The sequence below is a fragment of the Streptococcus mitis genome (assembly GCF_946190065.1).
In the GTDB taxonomy this organism is placed as follows: domain Bacteria; phylum Bacillota; class Bacilli; order Lactobacillales; family Streptococcaceae; genus Streptococcus; species Streptococcus mitis_DE.
This window is the reverse complement of record NZ_CAMHZD010000013.1, coordinates 26,431-51,474: the sequence shown is the minus strand read 5'-3', so window position 1 is coordinate 51,474 and position 25,044 is coordinate 26,431. Positions and strand designations below refer to the sequence as shown.

The following is a 25,044-nucleotide window of genomic DNA, read 5'->3' as shown; positions in this document are numbered from 1 at the left end:
AATGACCATTGCAACGATTGATATCGGAGGGACTGGGATTAAGTTTGCTAGTCTGACTCCTGATGGGAAAATACTGAATAAGACAAGCATTCCAACGCCAGAAAGTTTGGAAGATTTAGTAACTTGGCTAGACCAGCGCTTGTCAGAACAGGATTATAGCGGGATTGCTATGAGCGTTCCAGGCGCGGTCAATCAAGAGACCGGTGTGATTGATGGCTTCAGTGCCGTGCCCTACATCCACGGATTTTCTTGGTATGAGGCGCTTAGCTCTTATCAGATTCCTGTCCATCTAGAAAATGATGCCAACTGCGTTGGACTCAGTGAATTACTAGCACATCCAGAACTTGAAAATGCTGCCTGTGTCGTGATTGGGACAGGAATTGGTGGAGCCATGATTATCAATGGCAGACTTCACCGAGGTCGCCATGGTCTGGGTGGGGAATTTGGCTATATGACAACCCTTGCCCCTGCTAAAAAACTCAACAACTGGTCGCAACTAGCGTCAACTGGGAATATGGTGCGCTACGTGATTGAAAAATCTGATCAGACTGACTGGGACGGTCGCAAGATTTACCAAGAGGCTGCAGCAGGAAATATCCTTTGCAAAGAAGCTATTGAGCGCATGAACCGCAATCTGGCTCAAGGTTTACTCAATATCCAGTATCTCATTGATCCAGATGTCATCAGTCTGGGTGGCTCTATCAGTCAAAATCCCGACTTTATCCAAGGGGTCAAAAAAGCTGTCGATGACTTTGTCGAAACCTACGAAGAATACACAGTCGCACCAGTTATCCAAGCCTGCACCTATCATGCAGATGCCAATCTCTACGGTGCCCTTGTCAACTGGTTACAGGAGGAAAATCAATGGTAAGATTTACAGGAATTAGCAGTAAACAACATCAAGCTATAGAGTTGCTTCAAAAGCACATTTCTCTACCAGATGTCGAAGTAGCTGTCACTCAGTCTGATCAAGCCTCTATCTCTATCAAGGGTGAGGGTGGCCACTATCAACTAACCTATCGCAAACCCCACCAACTTTATCGTGCCTTGTCCCTGTTGGCAACATCCCTAGCAGAAGGTGACAAGGTAGAGATTGAGGAACAGGCGGCTTATGAAGATTTAGCCTACATGGCTGACTGTTCTCGAAATGCAGTGCTGAATGTGGCTGCTGCCAAGCAGATGATTGAGGTCTTGGCTCTCATGGGCTACTCAACCTTTGAGCTCTACATGGAAGACACCTACCAGATTGAAGGGCAGCCTTACTTTGGCTATTTCCGTGGAGCCTACTCAGCTGAGGAATTGCAGGAAATTGAAACCTATGCCCAGCAGTTTGACATGATCTTTGTGCCATGTATCCAGACCTTGGCTCACTTGTCAGCCTTCGTCAAATGGGGTGTCAAAGAAGTCCAGGAGCTCCGTGATGTGGAGGATATTCTTCTTATTGGCGAAGAAAAGGTTTATGACCTGATTGATGGCATGTTTGCTACTCTGTCTAAACTACAAACTCGCAAGGTCAATATCGGGATGGACGAAGCCCACTTGGTTGGTTTGGGACGCTACTTGATTCTGAACGGTGTTGTGGATCGTAGTCTCCTCATGTGCCAACACTTGGAGCGCGTGCTGGATATTGCAGACAAATATGGTTTCCACTGCCAGATGTGGAGCGATATGTTCTTTAAACTTATGTCAGCAGATGGCCAGTACGACCGTGATGTGGAAATTCCAGAGGAAACGCGTGTCTACCTAGACCGTCTCAAAGATCGTGTGACCTTGGTTTACTGGGACTATTATCAGGATAGCGAGGAAAAATACAACCGCAATTTCCGCAATCATCATAAAATTAGCCATGATCTTGCCTTTGCAGGGGGAGCGTGGAAGTGGATTGGTTTCACACCCAATAACCATTTCAGCCGTCTCATCGCTCTTGAAGCGAACAAGGCCTGTCGTGCCAATGATATAAAAGAAGTCATCGTGACGGGTTGGGGAGACAATGGTGGGGAAACAGCCCAGTTTTCTATTCTCCCAAGCTTGCAAATCTGGGCAGAACTCAGCTATCGCAATGATCTAGACCGTTTATCTGCTCACTTCCAGACCAATACAGGTCTATCCGTTGAGGATTTTATGCAGATTGACCTTGCTAACCTCTTGCCAGACCTACCAGGCAATCTCAGTGGCATCAATCCCAACCGCTATGTCTTTTATCAGGATGTTCTCTGTCCGATCCTTGACCGACACATGACACCTGAGCAGGACAAACCGCACTTCGCTCAGGCTGCTGAGACGCTTGCTAACATTAAAGAAAAAGCTGGCAACTATGCCTATCTCTTTGAAACTCAGGCCCAGTTGAATGCTATTTTAAGTAGCAAAGTCGATGTAGGACGACGCATTCGCCAAGCCTATCAAGCGGATGACAAAGACAGCTTGAAACAAATTGCCAGAGAAGAATTGCCAAAACTCAGAAGTGAGTTTGAAAACTTCCACAAGCTCTTTAGCCACCAATGGTTGAAGGAAAACAAGGTCTTTGGCTTGGATACAGTTGATATCCGTATGGGCGGACTTTTGCAGCGTATCAAGCGGGCAGAAAGCCGTATCGAGGCTTACCTGGCTAGTCAGATTGACCGCATCGACGAGTTAGAAGTGGAAATTCTGCCATTTACTGACTTTTACGCAGACAAAGACTTCGCAGCCACAACAGCTAATCAGTGGCATACCATTGCGACAGCTTCAACGATTTACACGACCTAAAAACAAGAACATTGTGTCTTATACAGGGTGTTTCTCGTGAAACATCCCTTTCTTAAAAAGTACTCCACATAAAATAATTTGTGGAGTTTTTTCTATAATTAGTAGTTTAACCTAACCTGCAAATAGGAGTATACTAATAATGTAATCGTTATCAAAAGTCTAAAAAGGAATTTTTAGATGGATATCAAAATAAAAAAGGGAGGAAATTATGAATAAGTTTTCAAAAACCTTGAGAGACAACTGGATCTTTCTCTTGATGGTTTTGCCAGGGGCGCTCTGGTTGATTCTATTCTTCTACATTCCAGTATTTGGGAACGTGGTTGCCTTTAAAGACTACCACATGACCAGTAATGGATTTATAGATAGTATCGTGAATAGTAAATGGGTCGGACTCGATAATTTCAGATTCTTGTTTAGTTCAAAAGACGCCTTTATTATCACACGAAATACTGTCCTCTACAATCTCGGCTTTATCTTTATTGGCTTGATTGTATCAGTAGGGATTGCCATCATCCTCAGTGAACTTCGTTCTAAGAGAATGGTTAAGATCTTCCAAACTTCCATGTTGTTCCCTTACTTCTTGTCTTGGGTTATCATCAGTTTCTTTACAGATGCTTTCCTAAACATCGATAAAGGTGTGTTCAACCATTTCCTAGAATCTATCGGAATGAAGGAAATCAATTTCTACGCTGACTTGGGTATTTGGCCTTATCTCCTACTTTTCCTTGGTATTTGGAAAGGCTTTGGATATAGCAGTGTCATGTACTATGCGACAATCATGGGAATTGATCCAACCTACTACGAAGCAGCGACAGTGGATGGGGCCAGCAAATGGCAACGAATTCGCAATGTAACCATTCCGCAGTTGACACCATTGGTAACTGTATTGACCATCCTTGCAGTCGGAAACATCTTCCGTGCAGACTTTGGTCTCTTCTACCAAATCCCCCACAATGCTGGTCAGCTTTATAACGTAACCAACGTCTTGGATGTATATGTTTATAACGGTTTGACTCAGACAGCGGATATCGGGATGGCTTCAGCAGCAGGTCTCTACCAATCAGTTGTCGGCTTGATTCTGGTTATCCTATCAAACTTACTTGCAAGACGAGTTGATCCAAACTCAGCCTTGTTCTAGAAAGGAGGAGAATATGGCAGAAAAGAAAATTAAAAAAGAAAAAATTGATAATGTCGGCATTCACTCCTTCAGTAAGAAAGCAGATATCTTCTTTAGTACCATTTCTGGTTTGGTTGCCCTCTCTTGTATCCTACCCTTTGTATTCGTTATCGTTATTTCGGTGACAGATGAAAAGAGTATCCTCCAAAATGGATATAGCTTCTTCCCATCTCAATTTGGATTAGACGGTTTTGAATTTTTGGCACAGTTTAAGGATAAAATCCTCCAAGCCCTCTTCATCTCAGTCTTTGTAACAGTGGTGGGGACTATCACAAACGTTTTTATCACAACAACCTATGCCTACGCTATCTCACGGACAACCTTTAAGTATCGCAGATTCTTTACAATCTTTGCCCTTCTTAGTATGTTGTTCAATGCTGGTTTGGTACCGGGCTATATCGTGGTAACTCGTTTACTTCAACTTGGTGATACAGTTTGGGCCTTGATTGTTCCAATGCTTCTCTCACCATTTAACATCATCTTGATGCGTTCCTTCTTCAAGAAGACCATTCCAGAAGCCATTCTAGAATCCGCTCGTATCGATGGTGCTAGTGAGGCCCGGATCTTCTTCCAAATCTGTTTACCATTGTCACTACCAGGTATCGCAACCATTACGCTCTTAACAGCTCTTGGTTTCTGGAATGACTGGTTCAACGCCCTTCTTTATATCAAGAGTGACAACTTGTATCCATTGCAATATTTGCTCATGCAAATCCAGCAAAATATGGACTACATCGCCAAAGCAGTCGGCCTATCTGGTCAACTGGGAGTTGCTCTACCGAAAGAAACAGGACGTATGGCCATGGTTGTGGTGGCAACCCTCCCAATCGCGATTTTGTATCCATTCTTCCAACGCTACTTTGTAAAAGGTTTGACTATCGGTGGCGTGAAAGAATAGTGCTTGTTGAGAAAAATCATTTCTCATTTCCAAACTTCCCTTGCGTGAAGTTAAGATCATTACATTGTTTATAAGTTTAAAAATAAAAAAAGGAGTTTTTGTCATGAAAAACTGGAAAAAATATGCTTTTGCATCTGCTAGCGTAGTCGCTTTGGCTGCTGGTCTCGCTGCTTGTGGAAACCTTTCAGGTAACAGCAAAAAAGCTGCTGACTCAGCTTCAGGTGAAAAAACTGTTATCAAAATGTACCAAATCGGTGACAAACCAGATAACTTAGATGAATTGCTAGAAAATGCTAACAAAATCATCGGTGAAAAAGTTGGTGCTAAATTGGATATCCAATATCTTGGATGGGGTGACTATGATAAGAAAATGTCAGTTATCACATCATCTGGTGAAAACTACGATATCGCCTTTGCATCTAACTATGTTGTAAATGCTCAAAAAGGTGCCTATGCTGACTTGACTGACTTGTATAAGAAAGAAGGAGCAGAGCTTTATAAAGCACTTGACCCAGCTTACATCAAAGGTAACAGCATTAACGGTAAAATTTACGCAGTTCCAGTTGCAGCCAACGTTGCATCATCTCAAAACTTCGCCTTCAACGGAACTCTTCTTGCTAAATACGGTATCGATATTTCAGGTGTCACTTCATATGAAACACTTGAACCAGTCTTGAAACAAATCAAAGAAAAAGCTCCAGATGTAGTGCCATTTGCGGTTACTAAGAACTTTATCCCATCTGATAACTTTGACTACCCAGTTCCAAATGGACTTCCATTCGTTATCGACCTTGAAGGGGACACTACTAAGATCGTAAACCGTTACGAAGTGCCTCGCTTTAAAGAACACTTGAAGACTCTTCACAAATTCTATGAAGCTGGATACATTCCAAAAGACGTAGCAACAAGCGATACTTCATTTGACCTTCAACAAGATACTTGGTTCGTTCGTGAAGAAACAGTAGGACCAGCTGACTACGGTAACAGCTTGCTTTCACGTGTTGCAAACAAAGACATCCAAATCAAACCAATCACTAACTTCATCAAGAAAAACCAAACAACACAAGTTGCTAACTTTGTTATCTCAAACAACTCTAAGAACAAAGAAAAATCAATGGAAGTGTTGAACCTCTTGAACACTAACCCAGAACTCTTGAATGGTCTTGTTTATGGTCCAGAAGGCAAGAACTGGGAAAAAATTCCAGGTAAAGAAAACCGTGTTAAAGTCCTTGATGGCTACAAAGGAAACACTCACATGGGTGGATGGAACACTGGTAACAACTGGATCCTTTACATCAACGAAAACGTTACAGACCAACAAATCGAAGATTCTAAGAAACAATTGGCAGAAGCTAAAGAATCTCCAGCTCTTGGATTCATCTTTAACACTGACAATGTGAAATCTGAAATCTCTGCGATCTCTAACACAATGCAACAATTCGATACAGCTATCAACACTGGTACTGTAGACCCAGATAAAGCTATTCCAGAATTGATGGAAAAATTGAAATCTGAAGGTGCCTACGATAAAGTATTGAACGAAATGCAAAAACAATACGATGAATTCTTGAAAAACAAAAAATCATAAGATCAATTGATTTCGTGTATTCATTCCTAATTCCTAAAAATTAAATCACTGTTTTCCTCAGGTTTGTCTGGGGAAGGCAGTGATTTTTTGAAATAAAGACATAGATATTTCTGTTTCTCATTTCCCTTATTTTAACCATTCAGGAAATCTTAAGCACCATTTAGGATTTAGAGTAAGGATTTAGGAAATTATGGCTTATATTAGAGATGTTCCAAGTTTACAAAGGAGGGTTCACATGAAAAAGTATCAACTTCTATTCAAAATAAGTGCAGTCTTGTCTTACTTATTTTTCGTATTTGGCCTTTCTCAGCTAACGCTTATCGTCCAAAATTATTGGCAATTTTCTTCCCAGATTGGCAATTTCGTCTGGATTCAAAATCTTTTGAGTTTGCTATTTAGTGGAGTCATGATTTGGATTCTGGTTAAGACAGGGCACGGCTATCTTTTTCGCATTCCGAGAAAAAAATGGCTTTGGTATTCGATTTTGACAGTATTAGTGGTAGTGCTCCAGATCTCTTTTAACGTTCAGACAGCTAAACATGTTCAATCAACTGCTGAAGGTTGGGCTGTATTGATCGGTTATAGTGGGACCAACTTTGCTGAGCTAGGTATCTATATAACTTTGTTCTTTCTGACTCCACTTATGGAAGAGCTAATCTATAGAGGATTACTGCAACACGCCTTTTTTAAGCATTCGAGATTTGGCCTTGATTTGCTTCTTCCGTCAATTTTATTTGCTCTTCCTCATTTTTCAAGCCTGCCTAGTTTGTTAGATATCTTCATCTTTGCAACATCTGGCATCATCTTTGCTAGTTTGACCCGCTATACCAAGAGCATTTATCCATCCTATGCGGTGCATGTGATGAATAATATTTTCGCAACATTACCATTTTTGCTGACTTTTTTACAGAGGGTGTTTGGGTAAATACTGGCGCGAGAGTTAGGAATGACAGCTTTTCAACTTAAGGAGGTAAATGAGTATGACACCATTAAAATGGTTTGCTGGAGGAAGCGAAAGACGTTGTGAAGCCATGATTATCATAGATTATCTATTGGAAGATATAAAGGATACGCCTCAACTGACTCCTTTGAAAAATCTGTTAGTAAGTTATAAAAGGCGATTAGAGGACGATGGGACCTCTACCCCATTTATATTGAGTCAAATGAATGTTGACATCTCACGTGTATTGATTGACAATAAGCTGATGTTATCAGAAAGTCAATCCGAGCAGATCAAAAAATTGAGAGAATTATCTGCTATTCGCTATGGTTACTGATGAAGTGCAGGGATAAGCATCTTTCTACAATTTCCAGTCAAATAAATTGCATTCGTTTTCTCAAGCAGGTATACTAGTATAGTTAGATGAAAAATTCTGAAAATTTAAGAATAGAAAAGAGAACAAATCTTATGGCAAAAGATATTCGTGTCTTACTTTACTACCTTTACACTCCAATTGAAAATGCAGAGCAATTTGCTGCAGACCACTTGGCTTTCTGTAAATCAATCGGCCTTAAAGGCCGTATCCTAGTCGCTGACGAAGGAATTAACGGAACAGTTTCAGGTGATTATGAAACAACTCAAAAATACATGGACTACGTTCACAGCCTCCCAGGTATGGAAGACCTCTGGTTCAAGATTGACGAAGAAAGTGAACAAGCCTTCAAGAAGATGTTTGTTCGCTACAAGAAAGAGATTGTCCACCTTGGTTTGGAAGACAACGACTTTGACAACGACATCAACCCACTTGAAACAACAGGTGCTTACTTGTCTCCAAAAGAGTTCAAAGAAGCTCTTCTTGACGAAGATACCGTTGTCCTTGACACACGTAACGATTATGAGTACGACCTAGGACACTTCCGTGGGGCTATCCGCCCAGATATCCGCAACTTCCGTGAGTTGCCACAATGGGTTCGTGATAACAAGGAAAAATTCATGGACAAGCGTGTCGTGGTTTACTGTACAGGTGGGGTTCGCTGTGAGAAATTCTCAGGCTGGATGGTCCGTGAAGGCTACAAAGATGTTGGTCAATTGCACGGAGGAATTGCAACTTATGGTAAAGACCCAGAAGTCCAAGGTGAACTTTGGGATGGGAAAATGTATGTCTTTGACGAGCGTATTGCCGTAGATGTCAACCATGTCAACCCAACCATCGTAGGAAAAGACTGGTTTGATGGAACACCATGTGAACGTTATGTCAACTGTGGAAATCCATTCTGTAACCGTCGTATCTTGACATCAGAAGAAAATGAAGACAAGTACCTTCGTGGATGCTCACACGAGTGTCGTGTTCACCCACGTAACCGCTATGTTTCAGAAAATGAATTGACACAAGCAGAAGTGATCGAGCGCCTAGCCGCTATCGGTGAAAGCTTGGATCAAGCAGCTACTGTATAAGATTAAACAGTCCTTAGGGGCTGTTTTTCTATTCTTTTTACTCAAAAATCTAAAGTTTGTTTCTGTATCTTTCAGGAAAATAGGGTATACTATATGTAAACGATTTCAAAGGAGTCCAGTTATGACGAAAACATTTTTTATTCCAAATAAACAGAGCATTTTAGGAGAACAGGAAATTTTGACTGCCAAGTCTATCTTGGCCTTGGTGGATGGTTTGGAGTCGCATAGTTATGATGCGGTTTATCTTCGTCAGCCTCTTAGCCGTCTTGAGTATATTGAGTGTGCGATAGTGGGGCAATCACAATTTCTCTTTAAAGTCAGTTATGCTGATGGTCAAAAGGCTTATCGTGTTGATCTTCCTGACCTACTAACGCAGACAGACTGGCAGATTATCAAATCATTTTTAGATGCTCTGCTTGCTTACACAGGAACTGAGATTGAAGGATTAGATGGTTTTGACTTTGAAGCTTATTTCCAAGCAAGTATTCAAGCCCATCTGGCTGATAGTGCAGCCCGCTTTACGATTTGCCAAGGAATTTTTAATCCTGTTTTCTTTAGTCATGAGGATTTGAAAAGCTTTTTAGGGGAAGATGGCTTGGCTCAGTTTGAAGCACGTGTACGTGCGGTTCAAGAGACAGATGCCTACTTTGCAAGAGTTTCCTTCTATCAGGATGGAGAAGGCCAAGTGCACGGTGTTTACCATCTGGCTCAAGGGGTTAAGACTGTTTTACCGAGAGAACCATTTGTACCTGCTGCCTATATTGAGCAATTGGTGGATAAGGAAGTTCAGTGGGAGATTGACTTGGTTCAAATTACAGGAGATGGCTCTAAACCAGAAGACTATGAAGCTATCGCTCGCTTGGACTATGCAAAATTCCTAGAGTCACTACCATCAGCATCTTACCACCAACTAGATGCCAATCAATTAGAAATACAACCCATCCTAGGACAAGATTTTAAAACATTAGCACAAGAAAAGTAAAGTAGAAGCAGGTCAATCGACTTGCTTTTTAGCATATAAAAAATCCTGCCGTGAAAGACAGGATTGAAGTTTAAAGAAAGGCCAAGATACGAAGATAATCCCCAATCAGTGCGACTTCAGCTACAAAGAAGAGGAGGATAATGACTCCGTTCACAAGGACAGACAAGAATAACTGATAGAAGGAGTCGGTTTCACTTGATTGACTAGGTCTCGTAATGATATGGAGGCTAGCAAGCAGAATGATTCCAATGCTAATCACACACAAGAGGGCTGTAAATCGCAGGCTGTCAAAGAAGGCAAAGAAACTAGCAATAGCAGTGAGGAAGATTGGAATTGCCAAGAGTTGACTATATTGTTGGAGAACCTTTTCTAGCGTCCAGTCCTTTTCCTGGTGGATAAATCGTCTCACGACGAAACTACCCAAGAGGAATGAAAAGAAGAAGAGTGTTGTTGCTACTAGGATAGAGATAATCGAAAAGAGATTTAATGAAGCAAATTGTTCAGGGAAGTGATTATGCATAGTTGCTATATGTCCATAGTAAGCATGTTTGATATGGTAGATACTAAAGAAAAAGGAAGATGCAGAAAACAGAATGAGCAAAAGAAAGGCTGTGTAACTGTGTGTGCTACTTGTTTCAAGACTGCTTGTAGGAGATTTGATTGCTTCCACTAGCCAAGACCAAAAATCAAGCGCTTGCTCTTTCCATCTATCCGTAGATTTTGGAGCTTGGTCGGGGATGTAGGGACTTTCTAAGGATTGACTGATAAGAAGGGGCTCTTTCGTGGTTGGTTTTTGCTGAGGAAGTGCTTCTTGACTCTCTTCAGCTATAGTGACTTTTTCTGTTTCTTTAGAAAGATCTTGCTCTTCTTCAGTAGAATCTAATGCTTTCTTTTCTTCTATTTCTGTTCTCGCTTCACTGTCTTCAGGAGTTTCAATTTTCTCTTTTTGCTGGCTTTCCAGTTTGACTTCAGCTTGAGAGACTTCCTCCTCTACTTGAGTATTTTTTTCAATTGGTGTATCGAGATCGGCTATCGTTTCTTCAGTCTTGTCTGCAACCTCTTGAGCTTGCTCTTCAGGTTTGTTCTTGCTTGTTGCTTTTACAAAATCATTACTTTCAAACCATTCTTGTTTCATGGTAGAACCTCCTTTTTAGTTAGATAAATATGCTTCCATAGTAGCAGATGTAAGCGCTTTTGTCAACGATTTCTAGAAGAAGACTCGTGTTCCTCTGATTTGAGTAGATAGATATCCTGTTCTGCCCTTGCGATGAGTTGATCTTTTGCATCTGCTTTTTCTGTTTTATAAGGATTGCTTAATCGTTCAGCTTTGTTTTCTTCGTTGTTAAACGAACGCCTTCCTTCTCTTAAAAAATGAAGAATAGAACCATGTTTTGTTGAAAGATCTAAGTTGATTCTTTGTTTTTCTTCTTCGGAAAGTAGCAGTTGTAGGTCTGTTTTCGCCATCAATTCCACCTTACCGTGTACTTGGATATTTTCAGCATGGAAGTGATTTTCTGTTGACTCTAGCTGACTATCTGTCAGTTCTGTGCTAAAGATATTGATGATATTTGGTGTTTTGAATTTGCTGTTTTTGATACGACTTCCTTCAATTCGGAGGAGATAACCATTTGTATTGAGAGTTGCATTTTCAAGGCTAGCATTTATGATGGTGGTTTGTCCACGATTGGCTGACACGTTGATCCCTTTTAGACTTCTTCCTTTTGGAACTTGGAGAATAACTTCTTCAAAACGACGAGAGTAGCCACTTGCGATATGGAGAATTTCGCCAATTCCAGAAGAGAGAAACGGAGTTTCAGACAGTTTTTTATCCGTTAGGCTTAGAGTTTTGTCGTTTTGATTCGTAACAAGATCATGGTTAGCAGAAATAGATGGATGATAAGAAATGTGGATTTGATCATCGAAAGAGTCTGTGATGGTCAGCGCGTGTTGGTGGAGAGTGATCTCTAGGTTTTCGACTTCCTTGCCAAAGGTCAGTTCTTCCGTACGGCTATCATAGACAGGCTCTTTGGACATGGAAAGTAGGCTCTTGATTCCGTCAGATTGAATGCCTACAAAGAGCAGGATAAATCCGATAATGGTAGTCACCACACCAAAAATGAGAAATCCTTTTGTCCATTTACGCATGCTGGTCACCTCTCTTTCCTTTTTTGAGAACAAATTGCACCAGGCGAACAATGAGTAGGCCGAAGAAGCGGGCTACATAGGAAATACCTAGTAAGACTAGCGAAGAAGCACCGATAGCCAGTAAACCAGCACCAAAAATCAAGATAAAGGCTGATTTAGCTTGGGCTAAGACAGTGAAACTTTCAACTAAAAATAGGAATCCGCCGATGATACCAAGTATGGAAACCGCAAAGAAAGCTAGAATGACAGTCAAGGCTGCCACAAGGATTGCGAACAGGGACACGAGGATGGCGATTCCCAGAGGAATACCGATGGGGGCTGCAAGGAGAGCTAACAAGGCGATATGCAAAATTTGTCGGTTATTCTTTTGAGCGGGTGCCTCATTAATTTTTTTATCGAGAAGATTGGAGAGGACTTCGTGGGCTGCTTCCTTAGGAGTTCCTAAGCTAGCGATGAGTTCTTCTTCTCCTTCGACTCCAGCATCGTCAAAGAGTTCCCTGAAATAGTCCATGGCTTCAATTTGGTCAGCCTGAGGCAGTTTTTTGAGATAGAGTTCTAGCTGAGTCAGGTATTCAGTTCTTGTCATGGCGGATACTCCCTTCTATGATGCCATTAATGGTGTCTGTATAGAGTGCCCATTCATCTTTTAGGGTCACGAGCTGTTCCATACCACCATTTGTCAAGGAGTAGTATTTGCGCATGCGACCTTGGAACTCTCTAGAATAGGTTGTCAGAAAGCTATTGCCTTCCAATTTTTTGAGAATGGGATAGAGCGTAGATTCTTTGATGTTAGCGATAAGCTTAATGGTCTGGCTAATCTCATAACCATAAGAATCATCCTGCTCCAGTACGGCCAAGATGAGAAATTCAATCAAGGCAGAGGATGTTGGAAAGTACATGGGAAACCTCCTTTTCTAATGTGTAAGATTTTTATATATAATTTTTCTACACATACATTGTACATCTAAAAGAAAGCCCTGTCAAGAAATATGTGTAAAATTTTTATATATAAAAAACTTCTAGCCAAAACTAGAAGTTTAGAGGATTTTATCAGCTCTGTCCACTGTAAAGAGGGCCACAGTCATCAGGATATCGACGAGTAAGAGGGCAGCAACAGCTGGCACCCAAGAGTGGAAAAGGTCAAAACTGTAACCAAATAGGGTTGGCCCAAAGGCTGCTAGGATATAGCCTCCTGTTTGAGATAGACCGGACAATTGGGCTGTCTTTTCAGGAGCGCTTGTCTTGAGTGAAAAATTGACCATGAGATAAGGGAAGAGGGCGCTGGTTGCAGTTCCGATGAGGAGATGGATGGCAAGCCAGTAAAAGAAATTACCGATTGGGAAAAAGAGCATGGAAATACCGACCACACCAGCCAGTGAGACCAGAGTGAGCATGAGCTGACGGTTACGAGTTGATAAGCTGGTTGTTAGGCTTGGGATAGTCATTGAAAAAGGAATGCTAATCAGGGAGAAGATAGAGGTTAGCAAGCCCGCTTCGTGACTGGATAGGCCTGCATGGATGGCCATGGTAGGTAGCCAGGTCATAGCTGTGTAAAAGAGCAAGGATTGAAAACCTGCAAAGACAATAACTGCCCAGACCTGTTTATTACGCATGACCTTTGCTTTGCTTTTTTGTTTGGTTTGCGGAGCCAGTTTGTGATTGTAGCGGTGATTTGGGAGCCATACTAAAAAAGTTGCTAGACAGAGCAGGGTGAGGAGGATGATAAGTCCTTTCCAAGAACTGGCTTGTGTAATAGGCACAGCCAGATAGGAGGCCAGAGCCGTCGCAATCCCCATAGACGTTACATATAAGGTGGTCAGAAAACCAATCTTCTTTGGTTGATTGGCTTGGATAAGACTAGGAAGCAGCACATTGATGACTGCGATACTTGCCCCAACCATCAAGGTTCCTAGATAGAGCAGGGGCAGATTGATTAGTCGAATGAGAGAACCGATGGTCAAGAAGAAAAGGCTATAGGTAAAGAGATGTTCCAAGCCGATTTTTTGAGCCAGTCGGGTAGAAAAGAGCGAGAAGAGGGTAAACATGAGGAGGGGAAGGCTGGTCAAGACACCAAGCGAACTAACTTCTACTCCCAGCCCTTGCGAAATATCTCCCAAAATAATGGGTAAAACAGTAAAAGGAGTCCGCAAGGAAACACCAATCAGGATAATACCTGGAACAAAAAAGAGTGATTGCTTTTTCATAAAATACCTCTTCTAGCTGATTTTAATAACAGCTTATTTTAAGGTTTTTTCCCTATAATGTCAAGTAAGGTTTTGGGCTTTCAAGATAAAAATGGGAAAGTCTTGAAAATTATGATAAAATAGTGGAAGGAAAAATTCAGGAGAATAGTAGTGACTCAAAATGTTGACAGTCTTCTCGTATCCATTGTAATCAGTGCATACAATGAAGAAAAATATCTGCCTGGTCTAATTGAAGACTTAAAAAATCAAACCTATCCTAAAGAAAATATTGAAATTCTATTTATAAATGCTATGTCTACAGATGGGACAACAGCCATCATTCAGCAATTTATAAAAGAAGACACAGAGTTTAACTCAATTAGATTGTATAACAATCCTAAGAAAAATCAAGCTAGTGGTTTTAACCTGGGAGTTAAACATTCTGTAGGGGATCTTATTTTAAAAATTGATGCTCATTCAAAAGTTACTGAGAGTTTTGTAATGAATAATGTGGCTGTTATTCAACACGGTGAATCTGTCTGTGGGGGACCTAGACCGACGATTGTTGAAGGAAAGGGAAAATGGGCAGAGACCTTGCATCTTGTTGAGGAAAATATGTTTGGCAGTAGCATTGCCAATTATCGAAATAGTTCCGAGGATAGATATGTTTCTTCTATTTTTCATGGGATGTATAAACGAGAGGTTTTCCAGAAGGTTGGTTTAGTAAATGAGCAACTTGGCCGAACTGAAGATAATGATATTCATTATAGAATTCGAGAGCAGGGTTATAAAATACGCTATAGCCCAAGTATTTTATCTTATCAGTATATTCGACCAACGCTCAAGAAAATGCTGCATCAAAAGTATTCAAATGGTTTGTGGATTGGTTTGACAACTCATGTTCAGCCTAAGTGTTTATCATTATTTCACTATGTTCCTTGTTTATTTGTTTTGAGTCTTGTGTTTAGTCTAGCATTGTTACCGATCACATCCGTATTCATAAGTTTACTATTAGGTGCCTATTTTCTACTTTTGTCATTACTCACTTTGCTGACTTTATTGAAACATAGAAATGGATTTCTAATTGTGATGCCCTTTCTTTTATTTTTCATTCACTTTGCTTATGGTCTTGGGACGATTGTAGGTTTAATTAGAGGAGTTAGATGGAAGAAGGAGTACAAGGAAACAGTTCTTTATTTGGAAAAATAAGCTAAATAAATCAAAATATGTTACAATTACAATATAGCAAGACCCTTTTAAGGAGGAGTAAATTTCTATGAACAAAAAACTCACAGATTATGTGATTGATCTGGTGGAAATTTTAAATAAACAACAAAAACAGGTTTTCTGGGGAATATTTGATATTTTGAGTATGGTGGTTTCCATCATTGTATCTTATATCTTATTCTACGGCTTGATTAATCCAGCACCTGTTGACTACATCATCTATACGAGTTTGGCCTTCCTGTTCTATCAATTGATGATTGGATTTTGGGGATTGAACGCTAGTATCAGTCGTTACAGCAAGATTACGGATTTCATGAAAATCTTTTTTGGTGTGACTGCTAGCAGTATCTTGTCATATAGTATCTGCTATGCTTTCTTGCCCCTCTTCTCCATCCGTTTTATCTTCCTCTTTATCTTGTTGAGTACCTTCTTGATTTTATTGCCACGGATTACTTGGCAGTTAATCTACTCTAAACGCAAAAAGGGAAGTGGCGATGGAGAACACCGTCGAACCTTCTTGATTGGTGCCGGTGATGGTGGAGCTCTCTTTATGGATAGTTACCAACATCCAACTAGTGAATTAGAACTTGTCGGTATTTTGGACAAGGATTCTAAGAAAAAGGGCCAAAAACTTGGTGGAATCCCTGTTTTGGGTTCATATGATGATCTGCCTGAATTAGCCAAACGCCATCAAATCGAGCGTGTTATCGTTGCGATTCCGTCGCTTGACCCGTCAGAATATGAACGTATCTTGCAGATGTGTAATAAGCTGGGTGTCAAATGTTACAAGATGCCTAAGGTTGAAACCGTTGTTCAGGGACTTCACCAAGCAGGTACTGGCTTCCAAAAAATTGATATTACGGACCTTTTGGGACGTCAGGAAATTCGTCTTGACGAATCGCGTCTGGGCGCAGAACTGACAGGTAAGACAATCTTGGTTACAGGTGCTGGAGGTTCAATCGGTTCTGAAATCTGTCGCCAAGTTAGTCGCTTCAATCCTGAACGCATCGTCTTGCTCGGTCATGGGGAAAACTCAATCTACCTTGTTTATCATGAATTGATTCGCAAGTTCCAAGGGATTGATTATGTACCAGTTATCGCAGATATTCAAGACTATGAGCGTCTCTTGCAAGTCTTTGAACAGTACAAGCCAGCTATTGTTTATCATGCGGCTGCCCACAAGCACGTTCCTATGATGGAGCGCAATCCAAAAGAAGCCTTCAAAAACAATATTCGTGGAACTTATAATGTTGCTAAGGCTGTTGATGAAGCCAAAGTGTCTAAGATGGTTATGATTTCGACAGATAAGGCAGTTAATCCACCAAATGTTATGGGAGCAACCAAGCGCGTGGCGGAGTTGATTGTCACTGGCTTTAATCAACGTAGCCAATCAACCTACTGTGCAGTTCGTTTTGGGAATGTTCTTGGTAGCCGTGGTAGTGTTATTCCAGTCTTTGAACGTCAGATTGCTGAAGGTGGTCCTGTAACGGTGACAGACTTCCGCATGACCCGTTACTTCATGACCATTCCAGAAGCTAGCCGTTTGGTTATCCATGCTGGTGCCTATGCCAAGGATGGAGAAGTCTTTATCCTTGATATGGGCAAACCAGTCAAGATTTATGACTTGGCCAAGAAAATGGTCCTTCTAAGTGGCCACACCGAAAGCGAAATTCCAATTGTTGAAGTTGGAATCCGCCCAGGTGAAAAACTCTACGAAGAACTCTTGGTGTCAACCGAACTTGTTGATAACCAAGTTATGGATAAGATTTTCGTTGGTAAGGTTAATGTCATGCCTCTAGAAGCCATCGATCAAAAGATTGAAGAGTTCCGCACTCTTAGTGGAGATGAGTTGAAGCAAGCCATTATCGCCTTTGCCAATCAAACAACCCACGTTGAATAAAAAATCTTTAAAATCAGAAAAACGCATATTATCAGGTCTGAAGAACCTTGGTAATATGCGTTTTGTTATATAGAGACTTATACTCTTCGAAAATCTCTTCAAACCACGTCAACGTCGCCTTGCCGTATAGATGTTACTGACTTCGTCAGTTCTATCTACAACCTCAAAACGGTGTTTTGAGCAGTCTGCGGCTACTTTCCTAGTTTGCTCTTTTATTTTCATTGAGTATTACTTTATTTTCTTCTGAAATGGAGTTGTTGCCCAGTCTATGTTATTGAAAATACTCCAAAACTTCTATGGGTTTGTGAGCGATAAAATCAGGATGATAGTTTAGCAAGTCTGCTTGTTCTCCAAATCCCCAAGTGACGGCCAATTTCTGAATGCCTGTTTCTTGGGCTCCAAGCATATCAAACTTGGTATCACCGATGATGATGGCTTGTTCTGGTGCTAGTTGATGTGTTTGTAAGGCTTGGCGAATGACATCTGCCTTATGGGGTGCTTCAGGACTGGAACCATAAATGCCATCAAAGAAATGATAGATTCCCAAGTTTTTAGTCATGTCTTGAGCGGTTGGAGTATTCTTTGTAGTGGTGATATAAAGAGGGTAATTGCTCGATAACTTCTCAAGCAAGCCTACAATATGAGGGAAGAGCTGAGCTTCATGGATGCCTTTCTCCTTATAGTACGAACGGTATATCTGCACGGCTTCAGAAATTTGTTCTTTGGGAAGGCAGGTCGCAAAACTACTTTCGAGAGGTGGTCCCATAAAACCACGAATAGTTTCGGCATCAGGACTAGGCACCCCCAGTTCCTTAAAAGTATGGGTAAAGGCATTGTGAATCCCGATAGAACTGTCAACGAGGGTTCCATCCAGATCGAAAAAAATCGCTGTGATAGAGGTCATGGTTTCTCCTATTTGATAAACTTATTCTCCGAAAATTTCTTTTTGGAGGCGACGACCAGTTGGGGTGGCAGCGAGTCCACCTTCAGCTGTTTCACGGAAGGCAGTTGGCATGCTTGCTCCTACTTGGTACATGGCATCGATAACTTCATCCACAGGAATTTTAGATTCGATACCTGCCAAGGCCATGTCTGCTGCGATGAAGGCAAAGCTAGCTCCCATGGCATTACGTTTAACACAGGGAACTTCAACCAAGCCGGCAACAGGGTCACAGATGAGGCCTAGCATATTTTTAATGACAAAGGCAATGGCCTGACTGGCCTGATAAGGTGTCCCACCTGCAGCCAGAGTCAAGGCTGCAGCACTCATAGCAGAGGCTGAACCTACCTCGGCCTGACAGCCACCTTCAGCACCTGAGATAGAGGCGTTGTTTGCGATGACTAATCCAAAGGCACCCGCAGCAAAGAGGAAATCTAGCTGTTGCTCGTGGCTGAGGTCTAATTTTTCAATAGCAGCAGTGAGAACGGAAGGCAGACAGCCAGCACTTCCTGCGGTCGGAGTGGCACAAACCAAGCCCATTTTAGCATTGTGTTCATTGACTGCAATGGCATTTCGGGCAGCAGAGAGAATTGTGTAATCTGACAGAGTTTTACCGTTTTTGATGTAGTGATCCAATTTGGCAGCATCTCCACCTGTCAGGCCACTACGAGATTTATTTTCATTGAGACCAAGTTGGACAGAGGCTTTCATGACTTCCAGATTGCGTTCCATGAGAAGGAAGACTTCTTCACGTTCGCGACCGGTCAATTCAAACTCTGTTGTAATCATGAGTTCTGCGACATTTCCTTGAAAGTCCAGATCTGCTTGCTCGACCAATTCTTTGATAGAATAAAACATGCTTCCTCCTATTTAAAGAAATTGACATTGTGGAGATGAGGGATTTTTCGAATTTCTTCGATGGCCTCATCACAGTTGCGACTGTCAACTTCGATAATCATAATAGCTTTTTCACCAGCTTTTTCACGAGTAACATTCATCTGGGCGATATTGATACCATAGCGGGAAAGGGCCTCTGTTACGAGGGCAATCATACCTGGAATATCTTGATGAACAATGATGATAGTCGGTGTATTCATATTGAGAGAGACGGCAAAGCCATTGAGTTCGGTTACCTGAATATTTCCTCCCCCGATAGAAATACCAGTCACGCTAATGGTCTTATGAGCATTTTTGACGGTAATTTTAGTGGTGTTTGGGTGAGGGGCATTGCTGTCTTTCTGAATGGTCCAGACAATCTTGATGCCACGCTTGTGGGCAATTTCCAGGCTGTTTGGGATTTCAGGATCATCTGTATCCATGCCCAAAATACCTGCAACAAGGGCTAGGTCTGTTCCGTGACCACGATAGGTCTTGGCAAATGAGTTAAATAGTTGGAATTCGACTTCTGTCGGAGTATCATCAAAAATGGAAGAGACAATCTTCCCAATACGAACAGCACCAGCTGTATGGCTACTAGATGGGCCAATCATAACTGGTCCGATGATATCAAAGACAGATTGAAAACGAAGTGATTTCATCAGTTTCCCCTTATAAAAATTCTTATCTCTATTATATCAAAGAATGAAGGTCTTGGCTTTAATTGTGGATGAAAACCTTTTTACACTACAAATAGCATAAAAAAGCATCTTTTGTAACAAAAAATGGCTTATTTAGAGAAATAAAAAATAATTTTGTAATATTTCTACATAAAAGTGTCAAGAAACGGTAATATTTAAAGGGTATGATAGAACTATAGAAAGAAGGAGAATTTTCAAATATGAAATCAACAACTAAAAAGATTAAAACAACTCTTGCAGGAGTAGCTGCCTTGTTTGCAGTATTTGCTCCATCATTTGTATCTGCTCAAGAATCATCAACTTACACTGTTAAAGAAGGTGATACACTTTCAGAAATCGCTGAAACTCACAACACAACTGTTGAGAAATTGGCAGAAAACAACCACATCGACAACGTTCATTTGATTTATGTTGGTCAAGAGTTGGTTATCGATGGCCCTGTAGCACCTGTTGCAACACCAGCGCAAACTACTTATGCAGCACCAGCAGCTCAAGATGAAACTGTTTCAGCTCCAGTAGCAGAAACTACAGAAGTAGTAGAAGAAGCAGCCCCAGTGGCAAGCGCACCTGCAGCAGAAGAAAATGTTGCTACAACAGAAGCTTCAGCACCAGCTGCAACTGTAAGCGGATCTGAAGCAGAAGCTAAAGAATGGATCGCTCAAAAAGAATCAGGTGGTAGCTACACAGCTACAAACGGACAATACATCGGACGTTACCAATTGACAGATTCATACTTGAACGGTGACTACTCAGCTGAAAACCAAGAACGTGTAGCAGATGCCTACGTTGCAGGACGTTACGGTTCATGGTCAGCCGCTAAAAACTTCTGGCTTAACAACGGCTGGTATTAAGAAATAACGAACAGAATAATTTGAAAAAGTCGAGGAAATCCCTCGACTTTTTTATATTTCTTTCGGTTGATAATAGATCTCCACTTCTTTTTTGAGAAAGGCTAGAATGGAAGTTTCATCGGTCAGCTCTAGAAGGGAGAACCCTTTTTGGATAAGTTTAGCATCATCCCTACAAATCCCAATACGGACATAGCAGATAGCAAGCATATCGTAGCTTTTCTTGTTCTTGGCATCCTCTAGTAAAGTATAGCAGATTTGTTGACACATGTTTTTGTCTTGATGGTATAAGTAAATGGTGGAAAGGTTGAGTAGGATTGCCATTCGCAAGTCATATAAATGTTGGTAGTTTTTATAGACTTCTAAGCGTTGCAAGATTTTTCCAGTGATGAGATGGAGGTGTTCAATTGGAAAGCTGAAAAGGATGGTATTGAGGATTTTTAGGTCACTTTCATACCATGTATCTTGTTTTTCAATTTTTTCCCAAAGTTTTTTGACAGTCTGTTTCACTTGGTCTGACAGTTGCTCTGTACCATGTTGGCGGATATGAATGACAATTTCCAGCATATCTCGGATTTCTTCTATAGGCAAATCGTGGTGGGTTTTGAGATAGTTTTGGCATATCTCAAAAAAATGAACTAGACCACTGCCACCAATGATGGAATTCATATTGAGATAAGTTTGAATGATTTCTGTCCGTTGGCTAGGTTGATAGAGATGGCAGATGTAGTCAAATTCTTCAAAACTCATATTCATTTGCCGGAGAAGAAATTCCATATTTTCATATTTGGGAGTTACCTTGCCACTTTCAATCTTTGATAGGCTAGTTCTTGAGAGAACATTTCCACAGATATCTTCTTGGGTCAATCCTTTTGACTCTCTTATTTCTTTATAGACCTTTCCAAAATCATAACGCATGATTTTCTCCTTTTCGTGAAAAAAGTTAACAAACAATAAAATCCTATTAAAAATATTGTATCATAGTAATATAAAAAGTAAAGATGCAGAAGGATCTAATCTTAGATTGGGTAGATGGACAGGGTTCGCAACATATGTTAAAGTTCAAACCAGCGGTTATGGAGTCCTGATGAGTATTAAGAGCTAGAATATAGATTTGTATATTTGGGGGTGAGAATGTTCGCTCATCCCATTTGTTTTATAGGAGAGAAGTATGGATTACAAGGTCAATATTTTTTTAAAAGGGATGAAAAATAAGCAATTCTTTTTAGCAATATTAATTATTTTAACTTCTATGATATTTTCTGTAAGTGCATTTATTGAAGAGGGGACGGAGTATTTTTTTAATCATGATTATATTGTGGCATTTTTACAAGGTTATAATGGTGACAGGTCGTTGTTAATAGTTTTGGCACCTCTTATTGCAACAATTCCTTTTGCGTCACAGCATATCGAAAATAGAAAAAGTGGAACAATGAAATATATTATATCAAGGATGGGATATAAACAGTATTTTAATTCTATTTTTATAATTAATGGATTCATATCATTTACAACATTTATTTTTGGAATGTTATTATTCTTGATAATGACAATTTTATTTTTTAATAGAAGTATAAATATGGATGCTTATTATGCAATAACAAAAGTTTCTATTTATGAATCAGCAGTGAGGACATCCCCGTTATTTTATGTAGGAATAATCATTTTACATTGTTCCTTTGTTGGCGTTGCATATAGTAGTGTTGGATTGGCGATGTCATATTTTATTAAGAGCAAATTTGTTGCATGGTTATCCCCATTTATTTTAACGACAATAGGATCATTGTTTGCTATGTTTCTAGGTCTTACCAAAATTGAACCAATGGCAATTTTTGATGTTTCAAGAGTAAAAGGAATAAGCGTAATATTTGTTTTTGTATACTTAATCCTTATAGTAGTAATATCATATTGGATGTCGTATAAAAAATTTAAAAGGGATATAGAAACCGATGAAGAAATTTAAAGAATTAAAAAATAAAGAAGATTTTTATATAGGTTTTATATATTTATTAGTTGCTTTTGCTATATTAGCAAATTTTAGTCAGCTGATAGTATTGAAATATAAATTTGGGAATTTTCATTTTGGTGAGCTGATTCTTATCATGTTTAATGATTCCTATACTGGATATTTCACATTTCCGTTTTTATTAGCTTTCATAATGATGCTACAAAGCCCAGTTGAGCAAAATATATTTTTTGTACTAAGTAGGTATTCAAGTAGAAATGATTTTTATAGAAATAAGCATTTTAAAATTTTGAAAAGTGTGATTTATTATGTGGTTAGTATTTGTATATTTTCCACTATAGTAGGAATAGGAGATTCTAACTTTGGCATTGGCATTTCAACAGCCACAAAAAAATTTTCAGAAACGTATTTATTTGGAAATTTTGAAACGAATATAGTAATTTATGAGATAGTAAAGATAATAATTTTACAAGGATTATTGCTATATTTCTTTTCCCTGCTCCATGCACTTTTAACACAGTTTAGAATATCACAATCGTTAGTATTTGTTATCTATACGGGCATTTTGATTATAATGGCGGGTTCAACATTGGGCTTTTTAGGAGAACATCTGAGAGCATTTTCATTGTTTTCCATTTCTGGTTCAGTGTATGGTTACGGCATAAATTTCATTGGTAGATGTGGGATATTGGTATTTGTTGATGCAATGTTGCTTCTATTAAATTTTAAAATATTTGAAAATAAAGATATTGCATTACCTAAAGGAAGTAAGCAGTATCAAAATGAGTAAGGAGTTGAAACGTATGAATTATATAAAAGTAGATCATCTTTCAAAAATATTTGGGAAAAAGTATGTTATAGATGATGTTAGTTATGTTTTTGAATCAGGTAAAATATATGGAATTGTAGGAACCAATGGATGCGGTAAAAGTGTATTATTTAAAATGCTTTCAGGATTAATGAAACCTACTACTGGTAAGATTACAGTTGGGAGTGTAATTGTTGGGGAAAATGGTTCTATGCCACTTGATGTAGGGTTACTTATTGAACATCCGGGATTTTTGCCTAGTCTAACTGCATTAGAGAATTTAGAGCAATTAGCTGCAATCAAAAATAAAATTACTAAGAAAGAGATTGAGGAAGTATTGAATAAGGTAGATTTATATCAGGATAAAGATGTAAAAGTAAAAAATTATTCATTAGGCATGCTACAAAGATTAGGGATTGCCCAAGCATTGATGGAAAATCCTAAGATTTTACTCCTAGATGAACCATTTAATAGTATGGACTATGAAGGTGTAGAAGAACTTAGAAAAATAATTAAGAGTTATGCTCGAAAGAATAATATTACTATGTTGGTCACATCTCACAATAAAGAGGATATTGAAGTATTATCTGATATTGTTCTTGAATTGAAAAACGGTAAATTAGTTAAGACATCTAACTTTTAGTAATGGTAGCTGGCTAACTTTATTATAGGTCTTTCAATATACTTTTCCGAAATCATAACGCATGATTTTCTCCTTTTCGTGAAAAAAGTTAACAAACAATAAAATCCTATTAAAAATATTGTATCATAGTAATATAAAAAGTAAAAAAGAAAGCTAAAATAAGTTTGGTGTAATTTTAATATAGGGTTAATGAGTACTATGATGTAACTAGAAAAGGGGTGGAAAAATGTTTAAAAATAAGGAGCTTTTTCGAGTAGTTATGATATTTGTGATAGGAATTATCCTAATTTTAATGACACCCGTCTTATTTAAGGTTGTTATGGAACTATTTTCAAAATAAATAGGTCTCTGTTTTAGGCAGAAAAGTTAATCAGGAGGTTAAATGATGAACTACAATTTAAAATATATCTTATCAGGAATATTTGTCCTAGTCTTTATAGGTTTCCTAGTTTGGATGCGTTATTTTAATCAGAAGAAGGAAGAAGAGCATTCAGATGTGTCTTTTGAAGCGAGGTTAGATAGTGAAGTCAAGACCTTATATAAACAACTAGGATTGAGTGAGGAGCCTCAGTATTTCTTAGCGTATCGCTACCTACATCCTTGGTTTAATTTGGCGATTTTACCACCAACAGTTGAAATTTTCTTAACTAAAATAGCGCTGGTGATGGTGACTCCAGATGAACTACTGATAAGAAATCTTGGGAATGGGATGACTTTCACAAGTGAGCACCATCGTGATTTGCGACAAGGACTTATCCGCATTCCAAAATCAGAGATAAAAGAATTTGTGATTCGCAACTGGAAAAGAGTTTTTATATTTGGCGATTTTTTGACAATTAAAACAAGCCAACATAGCTATTATTTGCAGGTTAGAGATGATGGACTTCAAAAAGGAAGTCTTTCTACCAAACATTTCTCCGACTTGAAACGACAAGATTTTCTCGGATTATTGACAGATAAACGGACATTTTGATAGACGATTGCTCAAAAAACTAACCTCTAAACATTCAAAAACCACACAG

General features: G+C 39.5%; 25 protein-coding genes. 16 read left to right on the top strand and 9 right to left on the bottom strand.

Features of this window, described 5'->3' with window-relative positions; translation table 11 throughout:
- The first annotated feature begins 1 nt into the window (after position 1).
- The 9 genes from OCF96_RS07010 (at position 2) to OCF96_RS06970 (ending at position 9,785) form a co-directional block, all read left to right on the top strand.
- A complete protein-coding gene (locus OCF96_RS07010; protein WP_261446790.1) occupies positions 2-871 on the top strand; it encodes an ROK family protein in 870 nt (289 codons plus the stop codon).
- Entirely contained in the window at positions 865-2,745 is a 1,881-nt protein-coding gene (locus tag OCF96_RS07005; RefSeq protein ID WP_261446789.1) for a beta-N-acetylhexosaminidase, read from the top strand. The genes OCF96_RS07010 and OCF96_RS07005 overlap by 7 nt, the downstream gene beginning before the upstream one ends.
- Positions 2,746-2,953: 208 nt before the next feature.
- Positions 2,954-3,883: an ABC transporter permease gene (locus OCF96_RS07000; RefSeq protein WP_001032152.1), complete on the top strand. Its 930-nt coding sequence runs from the start codon at positions 2,954-2,956 to the stop codon at positions 3,881-3,883.
- A gap of 13 nt (positions 3,884-3,896) precedes the next feature.
- Positions 3,897-4,820, top strand: coding sequence for a carbohydrate ABC transporter permease (locus tag OCF96_RS06995; RefSeq protein WP_000818353.1), 924 nt, complete (start codon positions 3,897-3,899; stop codon positions 4,818-4,820).
- Between the two features lie 103 nt (positions 4,821-4,923).
- Positions 4,924-6,408 (top strand): ABC transporter substrate-binding protein, encoded by a 1,485-nt coding sequence (locus tag OCF96_RS06990; protein WP_000800391.1) that lies wholly within the window; start codon positions 4,924-4,926, stop codon positions 6,406-6,408.
- A 235-nt stretch (positions 6,409-6,643) separates the two neighbouring features.
- Complete coding sequence (locus OCF96_RS06985; protein WP_261446788.1) at positions 6,644-7,333, top strand: CPBP family intramembrane glutamic endopeptidase; 690 nt, start codon at positions 6,644-6,646, stop codon at positions 7,331-7,333.
- A gap of 55 nt (positions 7,334-7,388) precedes the next feature.
- On the top strand, positions 7,389-7,685 hold the full coding sequence (locus OCF96_RS06980; RefSeq protein ID WP_049515573.1) for a bacteriocin immunity protein: 297 nt from the start codon (positions 7,389-7,391) through the stop codon (positions 7,683-7,685).
- 131 nt (positions 7,686-7,816) lie between these two features.
- Entirely contained in the window at positions 7,817-8,803 is a 987-nt protein-coding gene (gene trhO, locus OCF96_RS06975) for an oxygen-dependent tRNA uridine(34) hydroxylase TrhO (protein ID WP_001030022.1), read from the top strand.
- Positions 8,804-8,924: 121 nt separating this feature from the next.
- Entirely contained in the window at positions 8,925-9,785 is an 861-nt protein-coding gene (locus OCF96_RS06970; protein WP_261053887.1) for a DUF4299 family protein, read from the top strand.
- Positions 9,786-9,855: 70 nt separating this feature from the next.
- On the opposite strand, the gene OCF96_RS06965 is transcribed toward OCF96_RS06970, so the two are convergent.
- The 5 genes from OCF96_RS06965 to OCF96_RS06945 form a co-directional block, all read right to left on the bottom strand.
- Complete coding sequence (locus tag OCF96_RS06965; RefSeq protein WP_125851573.1) at positions 9,856-10,920, bottom strand: DUF6574 domain-containing protein; 1,065 nt, start codon at positions 10,918-10,920, stop codon at positions 9,856-9,858.
- Positions 10,921-10,982: 62 nt separating this feature from the next.
- A complete protein-coding gene (locus OCF96_RS06960; protein WP_261446787.1) occupies positions 10,983-11,930 on the bottom strand; it encodes a DUF4097 domain-containing protein in 948 nt (315 codons plus the stop codon).
- On the bottom strand, positions 11,923-12,516 hold the full coding sequence (locus tag OCF96_RS06955; protein WP_024057314.1) for a DUF1700 domain-containing protein: 594 nt from the start codon (positions 12,514-12,516) through the stop codon (positions 11,923-11,925). The genes OCF96_RS06960 and OCF96_RS06955 overlap by 8 nt, the downstream gene beginning before the upstream one ends.
- On the bottom strand, positions 12,503-12,829 hold the full coding sequence (locus tag OCF96_RS06950; protein WP_261032753.1) for a PadR family transcriptional regulator: 327 nt from the start codon (positions 12,827-12,829) through the stop codon (positions 12,503-12,505). The genes OCF96_RS06955 and OCF96_RS06950 overlap by 14 nt, the downstream gene beginning before the upstream one ends.
- Positions 12,830-12,967: 138 nt before the next feature.
- On the bottom strand, positions 12,968-14,134 hold the full coding sequence (locus OCF96_RS06945; protein WP_261032752.1) for a CynX/NimT family MFS transporter: 1,167 nt from the start codon (positions 14,132-14,134) through the stop codon (positions 12,968-12,970).
- Between the two features lie 144 nt (positions 14,135-14,278).
- Between OCF96_RS06945 and OCF96_RS06940 the strand changes: the two genes are divergently transcribed.
- Positions 14,279-15,322: a glycosyltransferase family 2 protein gene (locus OCF96_RS06940; RefSeq protein ID WP_419991738.1), complete on the top strand. Its 1,044-nt coding sequence runs from the start codon at positions 14,279-14,281 to the stop codon at positions 15,320-15,322.
- Positions 15,323-15,389: 67 nt separating this feature from the next.
- Positions 15,390-17,240: a polysaccharide biosynthesis protein gene (locus OCF96_RS06935; RefSeq protein WP_261037663.1), complete on the top strand. Its 1,851-nt coding sequence runs from the start codon at positions 15,390-15,392 to the stop codon at positions 17,238-17,240.
- A gap of 271 nt (positions 17,241-17,511) precedes the next feature.
- Here the strand turns inward: OCF96_RS06935 and OCF96_RS06930 are convergent, their stop codons facing one another.
- The 3 genes from OCF96_RS06930 to sdaAB are packed head-to-tail and all read right to left on the bottom strand — an operon-like array spanning position 17,512 to position 19,718.
- Positions 17,512-18,144, bottom strand: a complete 633-nt coding sequence (locus tag OCF96_RS06930; protein WP_125392841.1) for an HAD hydrolase-like protein — start codon at positions 18,142-18,144, stop codon at positions 17,512-17,514.
- Positions 18,145-18,165: 21 nt separating this feature from the next.
- Entirely contained in the window at positions 18,166-19,038 is an 873-nt protein-coding gene (gene sdaAA / locus OCF96_RS06925) for an L-serine ammonia-lyase, iron-sulfur-dependent, subunit alpha (RefSeq protein WP_000500041.1), read from the bottom strand.
- Between the two features lie 8 nt (positions 19,039-19,046).
- Entirely contained in the window at positions 19,047-19,718 is a 672-nt protein-coding gene (gene sdaAB / locus OCF96_RS06920) for an L-serine ammonia-lyase, iron-sulfur-dependent subunit beta (protein ID WP_000838912.1), read from the bottom strand.
- 239 nt (positions 19,719-19,957) lie between these two features.
- On the opposite strand from sdaAB, the gene apf reads away from it, so the two are divergent.
- Positions 19,958-20,608, top strand: coding sequence for an aggregation-promoting factor (gene apf / locus OCF96_RS06915; RefSeq protein ID WP_261446786.1), 651 nt, complete (start codon positions 19,958-19,960; stop codon positions 20,606-20,608).
- Between the two features lie 51 nt (positions 20,609-20,659).
- On the opposite strand, the gene OCF96_RS06910 is transcribed toward apf, so the two are convergent.
- Positions 20,660-21,523, bottom strand: a complete 864-nt coding sequence (locus tag OCF96_RS06910; protein WP_261446785.1) for a helix-turn-helix domain-containing protein — start codon at positions 21,521-21,523, stop codon at positions 20,660-20,662.
- A 253-nt stretch (positions 21,524-21,776) separates the two neighbouring features.
- Here OCF96_RS06910 and OCF96_RS06905 point away from each other — a divergent pair, with 253 nt between their 5' ends.
- The 4 genes from OCF96_RS06905 (at position 21,777) to OCF96_RS06890 (ending at position 24,995) form a co-directional block, all read left to right on the top strand.
- The gene (locus tag OCF96_RS06905) at positions 21,777-22,568 is read left to right on the top strand and encodes a hypothetical protein (protein WP_261446784.1); all 792 of its coding nucleotides are present in this window, start codon (positions 21,777-21,779) and stop codon (positions 22,566-22,568) included.
- Positions 22,555-23,361 (top strand): hypothetical protein, encoded by an 807-nt coding sequence (locus OCF96_RS06900; protein WP_261446783.1) that lies wholly within the window; start codon positions 22,555-22,557, stop codon positions 23,359-23,361. Before OCF96_RS06905 ends, OCF96_RS06900 begins: the two co-directional genes overlap by 14 nt.
- A gap of 13 nt (positions 23,362-23,374) precedes the next feature.
- Positions 23,375-24,022 carry an ATP-binding cassette domain-containing protein gene (locus OCF96_RS06895; RefSeq protein ID WP_261446782.1) on the top strand — a complete coding sequence of 216 codons (648 nt, stop codon included), beginning with the start codon at positions 23,375-23,377 and terminating at the stop codon, positions 24,020-24,022.
- A gap of 385 nt (positions 24,023-24,407) precedes the next feature.
- Positions 24,408-24,995 (top strand): hypothetical protein, encoded by a 588-nt coding sequence (locus OCF96_RS06890; RefSeq protein WP_315898994.1) that lies wholly within the window; start codon positions 24,408-24,410, stop codon positions 24,993-24,995.
- Positions 24,996-25,044 lie beyond the last annotated feature (49 nt).

Excerpts from the sequence above, each read along its gene's own strand:
- OCF96_RS07010 (WP_261446790.1), top strand. The coding sequence starts at position 2 with ATGACCATTGCAACGATTGATATCGGAGGGACTGGGATTAAGTTTGCT.
- OCF96_RS07005 (WP_261446789.1), top strand. The coding sequence starts at position 865 with ATGGTAAGATTTACAGGAATTAGCAGTAAACAACATCAAGCTATAGAG.
- OCF96_RS07000 (WP_001032152.1), top strand. The coding sequence starts at position 2,954 with ATGAATAAGTTTTCAAAAACCTTGAGAGACAACTGGATCTTTCTCTTG.
- OCF96_RS06995 (WP_000818353.1), top strand. The coding sequence starts at position 3,897 with ATGGCAGAAAAGAAAATTAAAAAAGAAAAAATTGATAATGTCGGCATT.
- OCF96_RS06990 (WP_000800391.1), top strand. The coding sequence starts at position 4,924 with ATGAAAAACTGGAAAAAATATGCTTTTGCATCTGCTAGCGTAGTCGCT.
- OCF96_RS06985 (WP_261446788.1), top strand. The coding sequence starts at position 6,644 with ATGAAAAAGTATCAACTTCTATTCAAAATAAGTGCAGTCTTGTCTTAC.
- OCF96_RS06980 (WP_049515573.1), top strand. The coding sequence starts at position 7,389 with ATGACACCATTAAAATGGTTTGCTGGAGGAAGCGAAAGACGTTGTGAA.
- trhO (WP_001030022.1), top strand. The coding sequence starts at position 7,817 with ATGGCAAAAGATATTCGTGTCTTACTTTACTACCTTTACACTCCAATT.
- OCF96_RS06970 (WP_261053887.1), top strand. The coding sequence starts at position 8,925 with ATGACGAAAACATTTTTTATTCCAAATAAACAGAGCATTTTAGGAGAA.
- OCF96_RS06965 (WP_125851573.1), bottom strand. The coding sequence starts at position 10,920 with ATGAAACAAGAATGGTTTGAAAGTAATGATTTTGTAAAAGCAACAAGC.
- OCF96_RS06960 (WP_261446787.1), bottom strand. The coding sequence starts at position 11,930 with ATGCGTAAATGGACAAAAGGATTTCTCATTTTTGGTGTGGTGACTACC.
- OCF96_RS06955 (WP_024057314.1), bottom strand. The coding sequence starts at position 12,516 with ATGACAAGAACTGAATACCTGACTCAGCTAGAACTCTATCTCAAAAAA.
- OCF96_RS06950 (WP_261032753.1), bottom strand. The coding sequence starts at position 12,829 with ATGTACTTTCCAACATCCTCTGCCTTGATTGAATTTCTCATCTTGGCC.
- OCF96_RS06945 (WP_261032752.1), bottom strand. The coding sequence starts at position 14,134 with ATGAAAAAGCAATCACTCTTTTTTGTTCCAGGTATTATCCTGATTGGT.
- OCF96_RS06935 (WP_261037663.1), top strand. The coding sequence starts at position 15,390 with ATGAACAAAAAACTCACAGATTATGTGATTGATCTGGTGGAAATTTTA.
- OCF96_RS06930 (WP_125392841.1), bottom strand. The coding sequence starts at position 18,144 with ATGACCTCTATCACAGCGATTTTTTTCGATCTGGATGGAACCCTCGTT.
- sdaAA (WP_000500041.1), bottom strand. The coding sequence starts at position 19,038 with ATGTTTTATTCTATCAAAGAATTGGTCGAGCAAGCAGATCTGGACTTT.
- sdaAB (WP_000838912.1), bottom strand. The coding sequence starts at position 19,718 with ATGAAATCACTTCGTTTTCAATCTGTCTTTGATATCATCGGACCAGTT.
- apf (WP_261446786.1), top strand. The coding sequence starts at position 19,958 with ATGAAATCAACAACTAAAAAGATTAAAACAACTCTTGCAGGAGTAGCT.
- OCF96_RS06910 (WP_261446785.1), bottom strand. The coding sequence starts at position 21,523 with ATGCGTTATGATTTTGGAAAGGTCTATAAAGAAATAAGAGAGTCAAAA.
- OCF96_RS06905 (WP_261446784.1), top strand. The coding sequence starts at position 21,777 with ATGGATTACAAGGTCAATATTTTTTTAAAAGGGATGAAAAATAAGCAA.
- OCF96_RS06900 (WP_261446783.1), top strand. The coding sequence starts at position 22,555 with ATGAAGAAATTTAAAGAATTAAAAAATAAAGAAGATTTTTATATAGGT.
- OCF96_RS06895 (WP_261446782.1), top strand. The coding sequence starts at position 23,375 with ATGAATTATATAAAAGTAGATCATCTTTCAAAAATATTTGGGAAAAAG.
- OCF96_RS06890 (WP_315898994.1), top strand. The coding sequence starts at position 24,408 with ATGAACTACAATTTAAAATATATCTTATCAGGAATATTTGTCCTAGTC.